Source organism: Gillisia sp. Hel_I_29 (assembly GCF_000744275.1).
Classification (GTDB): domain Bacteria; phylum Bacteroidota; class Bacteroidia; order Flavobacteriales; family Flavobacteriaceae; genus Gillisia.
In genome coordinates this window covers 38,100-57,008 of the sequence record NZ_JQLP01000008.1, presented here as the reverse complement: position 1 = coordinate 57,008, position 18,909 = coordinate 38,100, and the positions used below count along the sequence as shown (strand labels likewise).

General features: G+C 30.0%; 19 protein-coding genes. 1 reads left to right on the top strand and 18 read right to left on the bottom strand.

Annotated features, from left to right (window positions below; all coding sequences use genetic code 11):
* Positions 1 to 13: 13 nt before the first annotated feature.
* From P163_RS17150 to P163_RS17080, 18 genes are all read right to left on the bottom strand, one after another.
* Positions 14 to 712: an SUMF1/EgtB/PvdO family nonheme iron enzyme gene (locus P163_RS17150; RefSeq protein ID WP_034894836.1), complete on the bottom strand. Its 699-nt coding sequence runs from the start codon at positions 710 to 712 to the stop codon at positions 14 to 16.
* An 89-nt stretch (positions 713 to 801) separates the two neighbouring features.
* The gene (locus P163_RS18400; protein WP_156100751.1) at positions 802 to 999 is read right to left on the bottom strand and encodes a hypothetical protein; all 198 of its coding nucleotides are present in this window, start codon (positions 997 to 999) and stop codon (positions 802 to 804) included.
* A 101-nt stretch (positions 1,000 to 1,100) separates the two neighbouring features.
* On the bottom strand, positions 1,101 to 1,238 hold the full coding sequence (locus P163_RS18395) for a hypothetical protein (RefSeq protein ID WP_156100750.1): 138 nt from the start codon (positions 1,236 to 1,238) through the stop codon (positions 1,101 to 1,103).
* An 18-nt stretch (positions 1,239 to 1,256) separates the two neighbouring features.
* On the bottom strand, positions 1,257 to 1,415 hold the full coding sequence (locus tag P163_RS18390) for a hypothetical protein (RefSeq protein ID WP_156100749.1): 159 nt from the start codon (positions 1,413 to 1,415) through the stop codon (positions 1,257 to 1,259).
* A 386-nt stretch (positions 1,416 to 1,801) separates the two neighbouring features.
* Complete coding sequence (locus tag P163_RS17140; RefSeq protein ID WP_034894834.1) at positions 1,802 to 3,004, bottom strand: DUF418 domain-containing protein; 1,203 nt, start codon at positions 3,002 to 3,004, stop codon at positions 1,802 to 1,804.
* 118 nt (positions 3,005 to 3,122) lie between these two features.
* Positions 3,123 to 4,208 (bottom strand): serine hydrolase domain-containing protein, encoded by a 1,086-nt coding sequence (locus P163_RS17135; RefSeq protein WP_034894831.1) that lies wholly within the window; start codon positions 4,206 to 4,208, stop codon positions 3,123 to 3,125.
* A gap of 561 nt (positions 4,209 to 4,769) precedes the next feature.
* Positions 4,770 to 5,384 (bottom strand): MarC family protein, encoded by a 615-nt coding sequence (locus P163_RS17130; protein ID WP_034894828.1) that lies wholly within the window; start codon positions 5,382 to 5,384, stop codon positions 4,770 to 4,772.
* A gap of 191 nt (positions 5,385 to 5,575) precedes the next feature.
* On the bottom strand, positions 5,576 to 7,003 hold the full coding sequence (locus P163_RS17125; RefSeq protein WP_156100748.1) for an erythromycin esterase family protein: 1,428 nt from the start codon (positions 7,001 to 7,003) through the stop codon (positions 5,576 to 5,578).
* 150 nt (positions 7,004 to 7,153) lie between these two features.
* A complete protein-coding gene (locus P163_RS18385; protein WP_156100747.1) occupies positions 7,154 to 7,330 on the bottom strand; it encodes a hypothetical protein in 177 nt (58 codons plus the stop codon).
* 133 nt (positions 7,331 to 7,463) lie between these two features.
* Complete coding sequence (locus P163_RS17120; RefSeq protein ID WP_034894822.1) at positions 7,464 to 8,084, bottom strand: hypothetical protein; 621 nt, start codon at positions 8,082 to 8,084, stop codon at positions 7,464 to 7,466.
* Positions 8,085 to 8,237: 153 nt separating this feature from the next.
* Entirely contained in the window at positions 8,238 to 8,879 is a 642-nt protein-coding gene (locus P163_RS17115) for a hypothetical protein (RefSeq protein ID WP_034894819.1), read from the bottom strand.
* Between the two features lie 85 nt (positions 8,880 to 8,964).
* Positions 8,965 to 9,930 (bottom strand): PD40 domain-containing protein, encoded by a 966-nt coding sequence (locus P163_RS17110; RefSeq protein WP_034894816.1) that lies wholly within the window; start codon positions 9,928 to 9,930, stop codon positions 8,965 to 8,967.
* A gap of 215 nt (positions 9,931 to 10,145) precedes the next feature.
* Entirely contained in the window at positions 10,146 to 10,901 is a 756-nt protein-coding gene (locus P163_RS17105) for an MBL fold metallo-hydrolase (RefSeq protein ID WP_034894813.1), read from the bottom strand.
* A gap of 171 nt (positions 10,902 to 11,072) precedes the next feature.
* Positions 11,073 to 11,708, bottom strand: a complete 636-nt coding sequence (locus P163_RS17100; RefSeq protein WP_034894810.1) for a hypothetical protein — start codon at positions 11,706 to 11,708, stop codon at positions 11,073 to 11,075.
* Positions 11,709 to 11,866: 158 nt separating this feature from the next.
* Positions 11,867 to 13,039: a TlpA family protein disulfide reductase gene (locus P163_RS17095; protein ID WP_081891378.1), complete on the bottom strand. Its 1,173-nt coding sequence runs from the start codon at positions 13,037 to 13,039 to the stop codon at positions 11,867 to 11,869.
* Between the two features lie 195 nt (positions 13,040 to 13,234).
* A complete protein-coding gene (locus tag P163_RS17090) occupies positions 13,235 to 14,260 on the bottom strand; it encodes a S41 family peptidase (protein ID WP_034894803.1) in 1,026 nt (341 codons plus the stop codon).
* Positions 14,261 to 14,432: 172 nt separating this feature from the next.
* Positions 14,433 to 15,152 (bottom strand): LytR/AlgR family response regulator transcription factor, encoded by a 720-nt coding sequence (locus P163_RS17085; protein ID WP_034894801.1) that lies wholly within the window; start codon positions 15,150 to 15,152, stop codon positions 14,433 to 14,435.
* Positions 15,149 to 16,201, bottom strand: coding sequence for a sensor histidine kinase (locus tag P163_RS17080; RefSeq protein ID WP_081891377.1), 1,053 nt, complete (start codon positions 16,199 to 16,201; stop codon positions 15,149 to 15,151). The genes P163_RS17085 and P163_RS17080 overlap by 4 nt, the downstream gene beginning before the upstream one ends.
* A 201-nt stretch (positions 16,202 to 16,402) precedes the next feature.
* Here P163_RS17080 and P163_RS17075 point away from each other — a divergent pair, with 201 nt between their 5' ends.
* Positions 16,403 to 18,802 carry an outer membrane beta-barrel family protein gene (locus tag P163_RS17075; protein WP_034894798.1) on the top strand — a complete coding sequence of 800 codons (2,400 nt, stop codon included), beginning with the start codon at positions 16,403 to 16,405 and terminating at the stop codon, positions 18,800 to 18,802.
* Positions 18,803 to 18,909 lie beyond the last annotated feature (107 nt).

Sequence of the window (18,909 nt, the reverse complement as noted above, 5' to 3'; positions counted from 1 at the left end):
GGTCTTTTTGCATTTAATAACTTTCACAAGCACATCTAAAACCTGTTACGTCATTTGGGAATTCTAATGGGGTCACACTTCTCCAATTCTCTCCATATACATTTTCTGAACTGGTATATTCTGAGATGTTGAATAGTGCAAAATTATCTTGATTGCTATAAGGTTTAAATCTTGAAGGGTCTTTACCATCATAAAAGCTGAATAATTTCTTTTCAGTAAAAATTTCCTTGGAAGTGGCTAATTCTTTCTTTGTAGGTAATCTATATACTATTTTTTGATTCTCAACAATATTATTTTTTAACCATAAATATCTAACCATCTCCGTTCTCCAGTTACAATAATCTTCGGCTTGTTCTTTTGATATATTTAATACCGGAGAATATTCAAATTTAGTATTTTCAAAATAATTCTTCTTAGCTAAAAGGCTGCCTTCTCGATCTAAATTTTTTAAATAGGAAGGATATAGTATTATTAATCTATTCAAGATCTTATCTTCAGTTGTATGATATTCTTTAAAAGAAGTAAAACCTTTTTTTCTTAGATCATTTTTAGCGGTTAAATATTCCAGAAACATCCTATTTGTAACCGGGGTTCTATCAATAAAAATACTATCTTTTAAAAAAATAGTTCCAGGGGGAGTTTCAAATTTTGCCTGAGAATAGCAAAGAGAAGAAAAACTGAATAGCAGAATTAATAGCGCAAGTTTTTTCATAACAAATTGTAAGCAGTAAGTTTTAATATAATGTAGTTCTATGTGCCTCTAAAATAAGATTATTAAGACCAAATCACATGTTAGATTGATCATTTTCTTCTATTCTTCATAATTCTATTATACATGATCTCAGATAAATTCCAGTTATATGCATCAAAATTAACTGTTTTTGTATATTGAATTACAACAATATCCAAATCTTCATGATATTTAGCAATAGTTTGATATCTTGGTATAAGCCCTGTATGTTCAAACTTATATATGGAAGAGTAGATATTTCGTGACAACTTTTCAGTAAAAGCAGAACCATCATTTAGCGCTCTAATAAACTTTCCCAGATCTTCTGCTCTAATAAACTTTCCCAGATCTTCTGCTTTTAGATCTTTATCTAAATCTTTAAATAGCCACTCATAACATCATTTAAAGAAACATCTCTAATAGCGCCAAGGGTATTTTTCAATTGAAATGGTTCTGAAGTATCAGATTTAATAAATTTAAAATGATCATATTCCAATACGCTATCCATAATTCTACCCAGCAATAACTAATTTGTAATGGAATACTCATAATTTTCACCTGGTTCAAAATTAGTAGGTAGCTCGTAGAATAATTCTAGTTTTTCTTCATCACTTTCTTTTAGATTAGCCCAATAGTTATGAGCATCTATGAAATTAGGAATATTACTTCTATGCTGTACCATCATTTTTAGAGAGATCTTATCCGCATTTTCTATCCTACCTTGTAACTCTGGTCATGGTTCCATCCATACATTTTACAAAAAAAAAGGAAATTATAGTACCAATAAGCAGTGCTAATCTTATAGCCCAAATACTTTTCTTATTTTTCATATTGTGGTATTTGGACTTATTCTCGAGATTGATTTCAGGACTTAGGTTTTATAAATTTATTCAATGATTAATGCTAGATGTTCTAATCACTAAAGTTGCAACTTCATTTTAAAACAAAACAACCTTTATTTTATATAAGCTTAAAAATTTCCAAATGAAGTTAAGAATTTTTAGCCTCTAAGATCTAATGAGAGCGTAGGGTATTAGCTAGATTTTTATTGATTATTTAATTATTTAAAGCCTATCTACTTTTCTTTATTGGCAATAATTCTCCATAGGTTAAGCATCTCCAGAGCCATTCTAATGGTCCGAATTTAAAATAAGTTAACCAGATCTTACTTAACACAACCTGGAATATAAAAACTAAAAAGGCCACTACTAAAGTTTTTGACGGACTCATGGTTTCATAAAGCGAAAATCCTATAGAAGTAAATAAGATAATTCCTATAAAGCTCTGTAAAATATAATTTGTTAAAGCCATTCTCCCAACATATTTTAGAGGAGATAAGATCTTCTTCCAATTCCTGTTATAATATAACCAGCCCAGTAGCCACAAGTAAAATAGACCCATTGCAACATCGCATATAACCATGAGCTTTATGAATATTGGTCTATAGACATCTGAAGAAAAGATCTCATTTTTTACTAGAACGAATAAAAAAAGTACTCGGTAAATATTAGTAATTAATGCCAAGAACAACATAGGAATCTTAATCTTCTCAATTAAGCTATCTATAGTTTGATAGATCTTGATCTTACCTAAATAAAGTCCTAGCAAAAACATAGAGCAAGCAATTGGGGCTAAGAAGCCAAATAGCATAGGGATATTAGTAAGGTATTCTAATGTCCTTAATTTAATACCTTCTATGTAAGTGCCATTGTTCATGATCTGATTTACGGATGCTCCTGTATAGTTGGCTAGAAAAGATGATGGTTGAAAATCTATAAGGGTGAAGATATAATTTAGAACTTCTTCATAAAATGGGAATACTAGAAAAATTATAGAAAGTGTGATAATAAACGTATTAGATCTTTTAATCATTAAAGTAGTAAACAGTCCTAGGATAGCGTATAAATTTAAAACATCTCCAGACCATAGAAATAGTATATGGCAAACACCAAAAGCAAATAGAATAAGCATTCTTCGTATAAAAAAAACAGAAGTTAGCTTTCCATCATCATACATTTTTAAAGCCTGCATAGAGATTCCCAATCCAAAGAGTAATGAGAATATGGGAAAGAATTTAGTGTAAAAAAATAGCTGAAGTATTTTTACAGAGAATAAATCTATATTAGAAGTAAACTGTTGTGCAAACTCATCCTGATTAAGAAACGTGGAGTTCATGATGGTAATGTTCACTACAAAAATTCCAAGAATTGCAAATCCGCGAAAGATATCTAATAGGTCAATTCGCTTTCCGGGTTTTGTGGGATGTTCCTTCAATATGCTTTCTTTTTAGTTTTATAAAATGAATTCGCTAAAAATAGATTCTGAAAATAAGTTTGATTTCTATATTTATCGCTAGATATCTTATTTTGAATCTCGTTAATTTTTGATATTTCTAATCAGCTAATGGTTTATCGGATAAAACATTCTTAAAATAGTCTGCAACTATAGAAGCACCTTTATCGCCACCGTCATCTATATTAGACAATATGATCACAGTATAATGATCATCCATAAAATCTAACATTTCGCAATGAATACCATACCATCCGCCTGTAATGCCTATAATGGTCTGGTTATATCTAGTGTCCACATCAATTCCATATCCTAAAAAAGTATTATATCCCTTAACTTTAGGGGCGAACATCATCTCTGTGGTTTTCTTTTTTAGCAATTTAAAGTTTCTTAAAGCCTTTGAAAAGGAAAACAGATCTTTAACCGTGGAATAATAAAAACCAGCTGGAGAAGCTTTGGTAAGGTAATAATCATTTTTCTTAAGGATCTCATTTTCTCCAAACATAGTTGTATAACCACTAGCCTTATTTTCTCTAATAGCATCAACCTCTATTTCTGAAGTATTTGGCATTTGAGCTCTATTGAGTATATTTTTTCTAATGTAATCGTAATAACTTACTCCAGAAATCTTTTCTATTATTAAACCTAGCAATACATAACCAGAAGCGCTATAATTATAAGTAGCACCAGGTTTTGATAATAGTGGATCGTTCTCAAATAGGGGTAAGAAATCTGAAATTTTATTATAAGTTAGAGGGTTTATATTATCTAAACTAGAGACATAAAAATTGTTAAGGCCGGAAGTGTGAGTTAATAATTGATGCACGGTTACAGAATCTCTAACTAATTTATTAGGATAATCTGGTAGGTAGCTACCAATAGGTTTATCTAGCTCTAATTCTCCTTGTTCATATAGTTGAAGTGTAGCTACAGCAGTGAATAGTTTTGTGATAGAAGCGATATTGAATTTTGTATCTATGTTGTTTAGAATATTATATTCAATACTAGAATATCCATAAGCTCGTTCTTCGAGGATCGAATCGTTTTGAGCGATTAAAATGGTACCGGAAAAGTCTTTCTCCTCTAAAAGATCTAGATGCTTTTTTATGCTTGAATTTATAGATTGTGCATTACCAGCAATCATAAAAAATAGCATTAGTAACGTAATCTTAGTTTTAGAGTTCATCGATTTTTCTTTTAAATAAATAATTAGCAGATATAATTTCCCTTATTAGGTTTTAGTATCTGCTCAATCTTTATAAGTACTTTGAAAAGTAAATAATTATTATCAAGTTATAGGTATCAAGTCTTTATTACTAATTTATTGAATTTACATATCATGCAATTTAGATCTGCAAATACTCCAATTAATCGTATAAAAGCATCGAAAAACAAATATAACGGTTTAGTTTAATTAATGGCGAAGGAGTAGGGTAGATGCTCCAATATAAATTTGTAAAATTACAGATCTTAATCAGGTTATAAATATGTTGACTTTCAATAAAATGCGTGCTATTTGCGCTTAAATGATTTATTGTGTAATAATTTAATTATTATAGCTTTTCATTTAGGAAATATTCCTGTTATTCCTATTTAAAGATCGAATAATTCCAAATTCCATTCTGAGTATTATTTTTTTTGTGTTCTCATTTTATCTTGCGGATAAAAGAATCAAAGTCAATATTCCCAAAAACTAAAAGTTTGGGTTTATTAATATGTCGAAAATATTATTTTCATTAGGTAGAGTTTATTCTAAAACAACAAAAAAACTTCTTAATCCGGTTAATATACTTTGTACAGCATAAGAAGCTAAAATTAGCCCCATTATTTTACTAACCACTGTAATTCCGTATTCTCCTACGCGCTCTTTCACTCTGTTTGCAATTAATAATAGAAGGCAAGTTACCGCGATCACTATAAAAACTAATAGGGTGGTAATTGCTTGTTGTTTAAAGTTATAGATGTTATTATCTGTCATTAAAACTACCGCCATAATTGCTCCCGGAGATGCTATAGAAGGAATAGCTACCGGAAAGATGGTCACGTGTTTATAATCTTTAATTAGATGTTTTTCAGATTCTGGTTTGCCATCTCCAAATATCATGGTGAGTGCAAATAAGAATAATATAACTCCACCCGATATTTGAAATGCATCTAAAGAAACCTCCATGCCATCCAAAACGACCTGACCAATAACTATGAATAGGAATAATATTAGAAATGCAATTACAGAAGCTCTTACCGCTACACGCTTTCTATATTTTAGATCCAACTCTTTGGTTGCTTCCAAATAAACGGGTACAGATCCTAAAGGATCTATTACTGCAATTAAAAATAAGATGGTAGTTATTATTTCGTTCATCTATTAAAATTTAGAATTCTTAAAATTAAACTTTTAAAATTTTCTATTTTAATTTAGATATTGAAATATTCTGTTCAAAAATTTATAAATAGTGATACTAAGATCAATAGTACAGGTAGAAACATCAAACTTTATATCAAAGTAGGAGGTATAGTCAATCTAATATTGCTATGATCTTGGTTTAATCAAACTTATTTTTTCTCTAAAAGCTTAGATGGATTTGAATTTTTAATATAAATAAAAAAGTCATACAGGTTTGAGGTATTTCCATCTAACAATCTAAACTGCTCATTGATTTCTAAAGCCCCAATAGATCTTTTTTCTAAGTATTTATTGAACAAATGATCTTTTAAATATGAATTCTTAGAGGCAGATTTATTATTAAATAGAAGAACAGGAAATTTATAAACATCCATTAAACTTTCTAATGAATTGCATTTCATCAATGATAAAATATTATTGGAGTCTAATTTTCCATTTTCCTTGTCTATTGCGGTAAATTGACCACTGCCTAGGAGAAATCCTAGAGTTATATAATTATCTGCAAATATTTCAGTTAAAAAACCACCCGTCCATCCTGCTTTTTTCTGAATATGTAGATCGTGAGCCCAATAAACTATTTTTTCTTTTGGAGTTAATTTGTGATCTACTAATTCAATATTCAAAGCCATTAAACTGTCGCGAACCTTAGAATATTCTAATCCGCTATATTGATCTAGAAAATAAGAATTTTTGAGGATTCTGGCATTGTTCGATATACTTTCCTCTTGTTCTTTAGATACGATCTGGTTAAATAATCGTTGAGATATCTCAATTTTTTTTGTTAATTTAATCGAGTCGCTATTTAATTGATTTAAAAATTCAGTAGTAGATGGATCATTTTTAAATTCTTCCAATAATATCTGAAGTGAATTTCCTCCAGATTGTGAATCGACCCCTGTTATTGAAACTTTTTTTTCCGTTTGCTTATTATATTCCTGCAACCATTCTATAAAGGCCAAAAAATCTTCGGTATAATAATTCCAGAATTTTAAATTAGCGATCAACTTTTTTGAATCTCCTTTACCAGTAATTATATATTTGTTTAGTTCTTCCGTATTTGCATAATAGGATTCTAATGCAATACTTCTAACATTATTATTTTTAATCAAAGACTTTATTATCGCTATTTTAAATAAGAATATCTCTTTAGTTCCATGTGTTGCTTCTCCGATGCCAATTACTCTGCAATCTGCATTCTGTTGTGAAATTGAAATACCTACATTTTCGATACTTTCAAGGTCTAACGGTGACACATACTCACTTAGCGATTTTTCTATTTCGATGGCTTCTGAAGAATTTTTAAAGAATAAGATTTCTTTCACTTCTTCCTCATCTATTTTTATTTTAAAATTATCAAACCAAGCATTTCCCTTTCCTTGCATTAATCCACTTAGAATAAGGTAATTCAAATCCTCATTAGCAATTGTAGCAATAGAGACTAGAGTCCAGTTCACCGTACCTTTTAACGGTTGATCATTAAATTTAAATATTGACGGATTTGCACCTTTAATATCATTGTACCCCATCAGTCTTAACATGGCACCCGAGTTTTCACCTTGTAGTGCATGGGTCTTCACCCAAACAGATAACTTTATAGCAGCTCCTTTTTTAACTTTAAGCGGAACTTTTAGCGATAGTGTTGCAAAAGTTTTTACATTTTCTTGATAGCCATCTATTCGTAAACTTCTACTGCCGTCAAAAAAGTGAGTAGTGTCTAAATTAACCTTTTAATTTTCATCTACGATATAAGATATGTTAGTATCTAGACCCTTTAAATTGTCTGCTTCAAAACTAAATGATTCTGAATTGAACATTGCCTCACAATCAGAAATATGAACTGCCTGACTATAAATTTTTATAGAGCTAAGGAAAGCGATCACTAGTACGGTACTGTATAATTTCATTAGTTGATTCTGTAGGATTTAGTCATTTCTTAGAAAATTTCACTTTACTATAATAGGTCTGAATGAATTAAGCCAAAAGTGAAAGTAAGAATTTATTTATTTTTGATATAAGCTTAATAGCTACTTTCATTTCTTAATCTAGTTTATTCTTGTTGTATTTACCAATTAATTTTTTGATTGATTGTAAAGCCAAAATTCTACCTGGCGTTGTATACTTTATAAGGCTCTCAAGAACGCTCTCATCATCATCCGCTTTCTTAGTTACTTTTACCTGTCCAAATGCAGTAGTTTCTGAAATCAGCTCTAATTTATTAAGATCATAAATTATAATTTTTGTCTTAGCGTCGTTATATTTTGTTACAGTTCCTATATTGGGAGTACTCATGGAAGAAGAACCCATCTCATCTTTTATAATTTCAGAATGAATATTTATTAGATAGTCACAATGCGAATATTTCTTGATCTCTTTCAGCTCTGATCTTGTTGGGTCTAATGGCAACTGCTTTTTAATAATTTTAGTTTTCCTCAACTCTGTAAGGTCTAATAGCGAATCGCCTAAGATCTTATGAAATTCCTCTTTGGAAAACTCGTAAGCATCTCTATCCTCATAATTTGTAAAAGGCTCATTTAAGATCCATTTTCCGTTATTAAAGTGGATGTTTTTTCCTTTCTCAAAACTGTAAGTATATTTTGCTCCCCCACAACTGCAAAGTATGAGCGTTAGAACAATTATTAAAAGCCTGTAGATTTTCAATTCAATTTATTTAATTCTTAAGTAATAGAAGTTCTGTTATGGACTTGATCCAAACCAGTCCAATTTTTGTAATGCTAGCTAGTTGGTAATTCTTTAATAAAAAGCTAATATAACTATTGTCTGAAGAAAGCCGTTCTCTTTTAATTTAAACCATTAAAGGTTATAATCTCCACATGCCCATTGCATGGTTGGTTTCATCCATTCTGAAAGCGGTTTAAATAGAAAACCGTGATTCAACCCGGTATTCAATTCAATTTCTTTAAAATGCTTAATTTTGCACGTAGAATTTTCTAATCTCGCCTTTGCAGAAACTCCAAACGCATCAGATTTTTCATATATGGTAAGGATGTTCCCGCAAAAGTTAATATTAGGAATATTTACAATATCTTCATTTCTAAAGCTAGCTATAAATACATAATTCAGATCTTCGTTATTAGCCAAAGTAGACACGTATTGTGCAATGTAACCACCTTTAGAAGTTCCCACTATTGTTATGTTATTAGGTTTAGTTCCCGAATAAATTAAACTGTCTATCTGTTTAATTATTCCACCTGCATATTCTCTTGCATTAACGTTGCCGGTTCTTTTTTCACTAATTACTTTAAATCCATTCTTTTGAAACTCACTAATTATCTCTAAATATTGAGTACGTCCGTATACTGAATGCATTTCATTTAAGTCATGTTCTTCCAAAAACCTGTTATGTAAAAAGAAAATAAATTTGTCATCCTTCGTTTTAATAAAGGTGAATAATGCAGCGCTAAAGAGAACACCAATAACCAGTATTATTTTCATACCATCTATTTAAATGATGCATGTAACCGGCATCATATTTTATTTCGCGCTAAGAGTACACTTCAATATAAACTCAGAAGTGTGTTTAGTTTAATTCTAATTTAGAAAGATTGATCCTATAGATATTTCCGAAGCCATTATAGATGCTATTTCCTTCTTCTTTCAAGTGTTCGATAGTCATTACATCAAGTCCATCTGCAGCTCTTTTTTCACTGGTAAAGTAAAAGTTGTTCCTTTCCCAATCTATAAAAGGGCAGAAATCTAGTGCCTGTGAATTGATCATCGCACCCATATTTTTGGACTCAGTCCAGTTATTATTATCATCTTTTATACTAAAATAAAGATCTCCACCACCAAATTCATCATCTCTTCCAAAAGAACTAAATATGAGAAGATCTTCCTTCGGACTTATATACGCGTTAAATTCGAAGTTCTTCGTGTTGATAGTAGAATCTAAAGGCTCTGGTTTTAGATAGATACCTTGTTGCTTTATTGCTTTAAAGATATCTTCCCTGCCTACCCCATCTGCTCTAGTAGCTGTAAAATAGAGATTGTTATTAGCACTTACAGAAGGGTAGAACTCATCTCCTTTAGTGTTTATAATAGAATCTAAGGCAATGGGTTCTGCCCATTCTCCATTTTGCCTATCACTATACCAAATATTATAATCATCTCTGTTTAACTTTCCGAAAATTGGTCTATTAGATGCAAAATATAACCTATCTCCATCAAGAGCTAAGAAGGGTTCTATATCCTGATATTTTCCTGATATTTTTAGAATTTCTGGAGAACTCCATTTTCCGTTGGTCTTCGTGGTTACCGCTAGAAAACGCTTGTGTTGCTTGTAATCACCTATGGTATAAATAATTTCTGCTCCATCTTGTGAAATTGCAATATCCCGTTCGTATAATTTTGTTGAAATAAAATCTTCTCCAAATAATTGAAGATTTTCTGGAGACTCTTCCATATTTAGGTTTCTAATATTGGAATTGCAGCTAATTAGAAATATCATAAGAATGGACACTAATAATGCTCTGGAGATTTTATTCATTTTCCTATTTATATAAATATTATTGTCTTTTATACTTATTTTTTGGATGTAGTTTTTAGAATATAAATATTCTCTAATTACAGTAATCAAGAGCTATTCAAACTTAAACTATCTTAATTATTCGCACTATTTACTTTGAACCTTGATATCGCTAATGATTAAAACCTGTGGTTAACATTCGTATTTTTTATAAAAATACTCATTATAATTTTTTATCAAATCGATATGATTTGTCCATCATTTGGTATAATCAATCGGTTTTTATCAATACCATTGGCATCTGCTTTTTGTCTCAAAGAATTTCTAGTAACGGTGCAATGGTCTAAACTCTCTAAGTGAACGGCTATAACTTTTGCATTTTTTGCATACTGAGCAAGTAAAATAGTTTGTTCTTCATTCATTAATATAGGGTTGTTCTCATGTCCTGGCATAATTGCTCCTCCTGAATTTGTGATAATGATTTCTGGTTTAAAACTGGAGATCACATTTTGTATTTCCGCTATCCAAATACTATCTCCAACGATGTAAATTGTGGGTTCACCTTCTGCTTCTAATACAAATCCGGAAACTTCCCCCATTTGTGATAATATTTCACCACTTCCATGTTTTCCACCGGTTCTAGTAATAGAAATAGTATCAAAAACCGTATTTGATTCTATTACTTCGGTGTTTACAAATTTTTCATTGGCTATAAATTCTTTATCTGAGGGTTGACAAAATAACTTTATATCTTTTTGAAGTTCTTCCTTTGCTAAACTATCAAAATGATCGATATGCTTATGGGTAATGATTACAAAATCTACACCTTCTAAAACACTATCTAAAGAAACCGTTAGATCCACAATTGGATTTTTCGAGATGCCTGCAAAAGATTCAAAGCTACCTTTTGAAGAAAACATCGGGTCTACTAAAATAGTCTTACCAGCGTATTTTAATTTAATTGTTGCGTTTCGAATAAGTTGAAAATCCATTTAATATGTTTTAGTTTGGTAAGAGATTATTACTTTAATATCAAGTATTTTTTTTATTAGTAATGCAGAGAGAAGAAAGTAATATTATGTTTATTATATTGATATTGGTTATTTGAGAATTTAGTATTGAAGCCTTTTTTAAGCCTATTCGATATCGATTTAAAAAGCTAATTATTCAACTTTCTCGCCAACTATTTCATAAGGTTCATCTGGTGTCCCATAGAGAATCATCCTATCTTTAGATACTTCCTTGATTGGAAATACCGTTTTTCTAGTGCCAGATTCGTAAATGGAAATGAAATATGTAAGATTAATCTTCTCGAGATTCATTTTTATTAATTCACTCAATCCTATATTTTTCAAGAGCTGAGGATCTCCTAATTCCTTATTAAATATAACGGTGAACATATCATCGCGCCAATTAAACTGAAACGATAACTTTTGAATTTCTTCAGACGATAAATTGGTTTTTGTAGGTATCAATCTCACATATTCTGTAGAGATCAAACCGTCTATATTATTCACAGTTCCTTGACTTTTTATCTTAAATCTATTTTCATTTATAACTTCAATGAAACTAACTTGTTTCTCGCTGATGATCTTATCTTTCTCAATTTTAATAGGAATGGTAGATTTTAGGGTATCAAACGAAAAAAATTTTAAGGTATCTGAACTTATTTCTAACACTAAATTTTCTGGAATAATATAAGTATCACCCTCTTTAGTCATCATCCACTTCCCCTCTAAATCCTGGGCAGTGCTGGAAACAACAATTAGACAAAACGTTAATAGTACAACTATTTTCATATTTTTTTAAAATTTTGATTTAATACATGTTCTAAGCGTAATTTAAGTAATATGTGTCAGTTTTATCTATACGAGGAGAGGTACTATTTGTTCTAAGATACTTAATGAATTAGTCATTATGAATTTTCTAATAAAGTTACAGGTTATTTTAATTGCAGTTATTCTCGACTTATAAGGGTAATATATTCACGGTTCACATCTTTTTCTTCCACAGATAATCCGTAAGTTTTTAGACTATTAATGATATCCTCTTTAGTTTTAATTCCTATAATAAAATCATATTTCGTATCATTATCTTCATTGGCTTTAAACGAAGCTGAAGATAGATTTGATAGCTCATCGAGTGTATTATCTATGGTAAATGCAGTAAAAATTATTTTATCGTCTGCATCAGATTTAGCTGAAAATCTTTGCTCTAAAGTTTCCTCTAAAAGTGATTCATCTTGTATTGAAACCATATTAATTTTTGTTGATTTGAAGACTGAGTTCTTTTCAAGATCCAATTTGTTTAAAATATTATTTTCGAGCAGCTCTAGATTACTACCTTCTTCAATATTCTTGTAGAGTAGGTCAAAACGCTTGTCTTGAAAATCAGTAGGAACTTTTATATGATCTGGTTTGATATTTAGAATATCACTATAAATCTCTTCCAAGCTATAAGCTTTCAAGCTAATAATTTTTGTTCCCAATGTTTTTTTTAACTTCTCAGTACTCTTCGCTTCTTGTATGTCAAAATAATTAGCAATTTCATTATTGCTTAAAAGTTCTTTAAAGCTTAACGTATTATTTTGCTCAATTTCAATTTCTGTTTTTTTGAATTCATTATCCTTATTTTCTGTTTTAGCATTGGCTAGAAATTTGGACATGATCTTAGAATTTAAATTTTTTGGTTCGCCTATCCATTTTATAATTCCTTTATTATCAATTAAAACTGTTAAGGGGTATGTATCTAAACCTTTTTTACCGTCGCCAAAATTTATTTGAGTTTCCTTTGTTAGATCTGTTACTACGATCGATTTAAAATCTATACGTTTTAAACTCCTTTTAACTTTTTCTACAGATTCATCGGTAATTGAAATATAGACAAGATCTTTGTTATTAAACTCACTTTGTATTTTGTTCATGTGAGGTACAGCTGCAATACAAGGTCCGCACCAAGTTGCCCAGAATTCCAGCACTGTAAATTTATTGTCTAAGCTTTTGTTGGTAGGCACATTCTCAATCCAATGGGTAATATTTATTTTAGGAGCTTTTTCATTGACTTCTATATTGGACTGGGCATAAGTACTTCCCATAGTTAGAAAAGTCAGAATGTATATTAAATATTTCATGATTGATGATTCGTTGCGTTAAGTTATTGAACTCAGAATTTTATAAATAATAGGTAATAACGGTCTCGATTACCATAAGGTGCGGGATTAGGGATGTGCACTTGTGTGCTTTGACTTTAATTGTTGGTTAATTTAATTATTTTATTTGAAACCTTATCCATTATTTGTGAGAAGCGAATGTTGGCTTAGTTAGGTTTAATTGGTTATGAATTTTATTGCTTCTAAAATATTTCCATCCAAAAGATAATTGTCAAAATTATCCTGTTTTATTACATTAATATCAGGTACAATGCTCTCATAATAAATGCCATTTCTATCACTATTATACGTTTTAGTTAAAGCCATTATAGTATTAAAAGGTAATATTGAAGAATAATTTTCTGATGTAAATCCTAATGAATTTTCACCAATAAAAACTGTATTAGGTCTTCCCTTAAAAGCCATCGCTACAATTTCTCCTGAACTTGCCGTCACAGCACTAGTAATAATGGCCACTTTAATTTTGTCCAACAATTTACCTGTGGGTGTAATTTGATATTGCTTTTTAGAATCTACTAAATATTTCCCTTTTGACAGACTCTTTATTCCTATTAGATTTTTATTACCATCCAAGGTGCCAGTAATATTGTTATTACCCAGAAAATCATATAACCCTAGAAGCATTGGCCAGGAGTTTCCACCTGTATTAAAACGCAAATCAATGATCCAACCCTCCAATTCATTTCCAGTTTTAATTTCAACAACTTGATTATATAAATTCTGCGCTATCTTATTTACATTTTTTGGATGTAAGTCCGTAAAGAAAAGTGATGGTACTAATATGTATCCAAATTTCTCTTGAATTATTTTTACTTCAAAACCTGGATTAGTATCATATTTCATTTTCCATTGATTACTATAACTTTCCGAAGACACCTTTTTTTGTACACTGTAAACACTGTTCTCAAAGTAGATTGAACAGTGCGTCGCATCTATTTTTGAAAATAATGGTTCAACTTCATTAAGAGAATTTTTAAAATTGGTATACAAAGCTAAATTTGAAAAAGTTTCATTTTCAATTTCTTCCCAATTCACTGAATCTTTTTTTATGAAGCCCTCTTTTAAGTTTAAGAATAACGTATCATAAAATGCATGTATACTGTCTTTAGAAGTGTTGTATTTCTGTGCATTCATAGAGATTGAAGTGATCAAGATGATCAATAGAGTTAATTTTTTTCCCATACGTTCTTATTCCATTATTTATTCTTTAAAAATCGAATTTAATTTGGTGTTAAGCTCTCTTCAAATACAAGTTGAGGGAGTAAGTTGAAGTACTTATTGACTTAAGCTTTTATAATTTCTGTAAATCACTGATATACTTAGGAAGTCATATCTCTCCGATGATAATCGCAGTTTACAATTTTCTATTTTGAATTATTTCAAATAATTCCTTTTTATAAGTGTCGCCAATGGGTATATCTTTATCTTGTATGTAAACGCTTAAAGAGTCAGTTTTCTTAATATGCCGAAGGGAGACTATAAATGATTTATGGGTCTTTATAAATTCAGATTTTGGAAGTAGATTCTCAATATTTTTTAGTGTATTATTTGTTATTATTTGACTTTCAACTAAATGAATAGCAACATAATTTTTTAGCCCTTCAATATATAATATGTCTTTCACATATATTTTTTCAAAATTATTTTTGCCATCAGTTTTAACGAAAAGATACTCCGAAGAAGTATTTGGTGTTTCGGTTACCGGATCCTGGGATATGTTTAAGTTTTTAACTTTATTAACTGCCTCATAAAAGCGTTCAAATTCAAATGGTTTTAGCAAATAATCTACCGCATTTACATCGTAACTATCCAGCGCAAATTGTGCATATGCAGTAGTAAAAATAATTTTTGTTTTTCCTTTTATAATTTTGGACAATTGTAATCCAGTTAATTCGGGCATTTGAATATCCAGAAAAACTAAATCAATTTTTGATTGTTCAATTATAGATAGTGCTTGTATAGAACTGGTTGTTGTGGCTTCTAATTCGAGAAATGGAATCTTGGCTACATATTTTTCAAGTAATCGAATTGCGGGCGGTTCATCATCTACAATTAGACATTTTAATATTTTCATAGTTTGTTGATAAGAGGCAGTTTTAAGAGCGTGGTAAATTTCCCATCTATTTCTTCAGATTGAAAATCGAAATTATCCTTGTAAATAGCAAATAAACGGCGTTTTAAATTTTCTTTTCCAATGCCATTGTGGTTATATTTTTCAGATTTTGAAATTAGGTTCTCTGTTGTTACGATAACTTCTTTACCTGTTATTATTATAGAAATCTTTGCTGGATTCTGCCTGTCGTTTATAACGCCATGTTTAAAAATATTTTCAACAAAATGAATAAACATTAAAGATGGAATAACTTGATTATCAATAGTACCTTCTAAATTATATTCTAAAAACATGGTATCCTCAAACCTTTTTCTGTGTAGGTAAATGTAATCTTCTATAAATTTTATTTCCTTTTCCAAAGGCATCATTTCCTGTTCTGCCTCATAAGTTACATATCTTAAAAGTTCACAAAGCCTATGAATATCCTTTGCAGTATTTGGCTGCGTATCAATTAATTCTGTATAAAAAGTGTTTAGCGTATTAAATAGAAAATGTGGTTCTAATTGAGATTTTAAAAAATTCAACTCTGCTTTTTTATAATCTAGCTCTAACTGAAAAATGCGATTTTGATTGGTAATATATTCATAAAATACATATAGTAATGTACTGTATAAAATTCCTTTAAAAGCAAAAAAGGAATTGTCTACTGTATAAAAAAAGAATTTTCTAGATTCTTCATAATAGTTATGATTACCAGTAAAATGGAACAAAACTACCTCTTCAAGAAAATACCGAATCTGACCAAAAACGACTATTAAAATTATAACACCCAGAAAAAATCTTAAATAATATTTCTTTTTTAAAGTATATGGGCAAACCAAATAGAAGTTTAAAAAGTACACCGCAAATGTTGCGGTATACATTATAATTCGTGTGAAATTTAAGGGTGCTTGAAAATTTCTTAAAAATCCATCCATTCCGCCATAAACGTAATCGGAGAAAAAATCCATAAAGATCACGATCAATATGATGGCTATATGAAGGTGACGTTGTTTTTTGACTATTTCCATGTCATAAAATTACCCAATATTTTTCGACGTATTTATTTTTTTTGACAAACTGGATAAAATGCTACACGAAATAGCTTTTTATCATACAGAAGTAGAAAACAACTACCTCTTAAGGTTTGGTGTAACGTTATTTCCGGTTGGTGTAAACTAATTATTTACAGAAGATGTCTTGAATAAATTTGCTTAACAAATAGATAAATCATGAAAACAACATTCTTCTTTTTATTACTACTAAATAGCTTTTTCTTCTTTGGTCAAAGCGTACAAATCAGCGGAACCATCACTGCTGAAAATACTAATGAGAAACTGGCATATGCAACAGTTTCTATATTTAAAGCTGAAGACAATAGTTTTAAGCAAAGCACAAACACAGATGAATTTGGTCACTATAACATATCTGTTGAATCATCTCAATTTTATATTCAAATTAATTTATTGGGTTATAAAATACTGAAATCAAATATTTTACAGAAGAGCAATGGAGATCAAATACAAAATTTTATTTTACAAGAAGATGCATTTGACTTAGAGGAAGTTGTTGTAATGCAAACAAAAAAATTACTGACTCTAAAGGGTGATAAGATGATATTTGATGTAGACAAAGCAGGCTTTGGAAATGGTAATGATGCTTTAGAAACACTAACAAAATTACCTGGGGTTCGGTTAGATAAGGATGACAATGTAGTGTTTAGAGGAAGTAATAACTTGCAAATTATGATTGATGGAAAGCCAGCACTTCTAAGCGGCGAGGAGTTAAATCAATATTTAAAAACAATGGACGGCAGCAATATAAAATCAGTAGAAATTATAGCAAATCCTTCGGCTAAATATGATGCCTCTGGTAGCGCAGGAATTTTTAATATTGTTCTTAAAAAATCTGCTGCTACTGGCTTAACTGGTAATGTTAGAACATCTGTTGGTTATGCTGAATTCATTAAAAATTATAACAGCATTAATTTATATAATAATACAGAAAAATGGAATTTTAAATATGGATTAAGTTATGGTTATACAGAAAGTGTTAACCATAGAAAGATTAATCAAACCATAGTAAATCCTACCAATACATTATTATTAGAACAAAATAACGATTGGTTACCAATTTCAAATAGCTATTCAGGAAATTTTGGAGCTGGACATGAGTTAAGTAAAAATGCAAATATTGGCGCTTCCGTTAGTTATAATATTTACAATAGTAATGAAGTAACTAATGGTAGAACAAATGAGTACGACAATAGAATTTATGAGCGTTACACCATTTTAAAAACGGACGATGCTATTTTAAATAAAACAATAATTGGAACCCTATTTTACAATTTTGCAACTGATAGTCTGGATACCAAGGTAGACGCACAACTAAATTTCGCCAATTATAACAATACAAGTGATCGCCAAACTTCTAATTTTTATTTCAACGCAGATACCAACGAAATGTATAAAAATGATGATCAAATAAAGTACAACAATCCAACAGATTACAACATTTTAAGTGCTAAAATCGATGTAGAACATAAGCTAAATTCTGCTATAAACTTAGAAACTGGTGCAAAATACAGCTATGTAAATAATGATTATGATATTGATTTAAAAGAGCGCAACTTATCTGGAGATTACATTCAAAATACTAATAGAAGCAACAGATTAATTTATAAAGAATCGATATTCTCTGGTTATGGAATTGCTAATTTTAATACAGGAAAATTCGATTTCCAAGCTGGTTTACGTGCTGAATATATTGATTATAATGCAACTTCACTAACATCTAATACTTCAAATAAAGATCAATACCTTTCATTATTCCCATCTTTTAGTGTGAATGCTAATATGGAAAATAATCAATACAAAATCTCTTACAGCCGCAGAATTCAAAGACCTCGTTATTTGTATTTAAATCCTTATTACGAATATATTGATACTTATAACGTTTCTGTTGGAAACCCTGATCTTACGCCACAATTTACCAATGCTTTTGAAATGGTTTGGATCAACAAACAAAAAACATCTCTCTCACTTTTTGCTAATTTTTCTACAGATGAAATGTATCAGATTATTAGTTATAATCCAGAAAATAAAATTACCACATTGTATTATGACAATATTGGAAGTTCTAAAAGCATCGGACTATCATTTAATACCAGTTGGAATGTAAATAAATACTGGGACATTCAATTAAACAGTGAGCTATATTACGGCCAAGCAAAATCAGATTTAGAAGGTTACAAATTTAATGACAGCGGCATCTCTTATTATGCTGGCTTAAATCAAACTTTTGACTTTGGAAAAAATTGGAACGGCACTTGGAATAGTTTTTACAGTGAAAGCGGAAAGTATGGAAATACTACTTTTAAACCATCTTATGATATGTCTTTCAGTTTACGTAAAGACCTTCTGGAAAATAAAATAAGATTAAATTTAAGTGCGCAAAATGTATTGAAGAAAAGCCAATGGATACAAAATACACAGCAAGACAATGTATCTACCAACTGGATTAACCGCTGGGAAACGAGAAAAATTACGCTATCTGCAACTTATAATTTTGGTAATGCAAAAAAGAAAGATGTAAAAGACGCAGACTTAAATGATGAGCAAAACAGATTATAAAAAATTGATTTAATCCTTTAAAAAGATCACCAACATAAGCCAGACTGTCTCAATCCAGTCTGGCTTTTGTTGCTCTACAAGATTCAACTATTATTTTTGAGCGACAG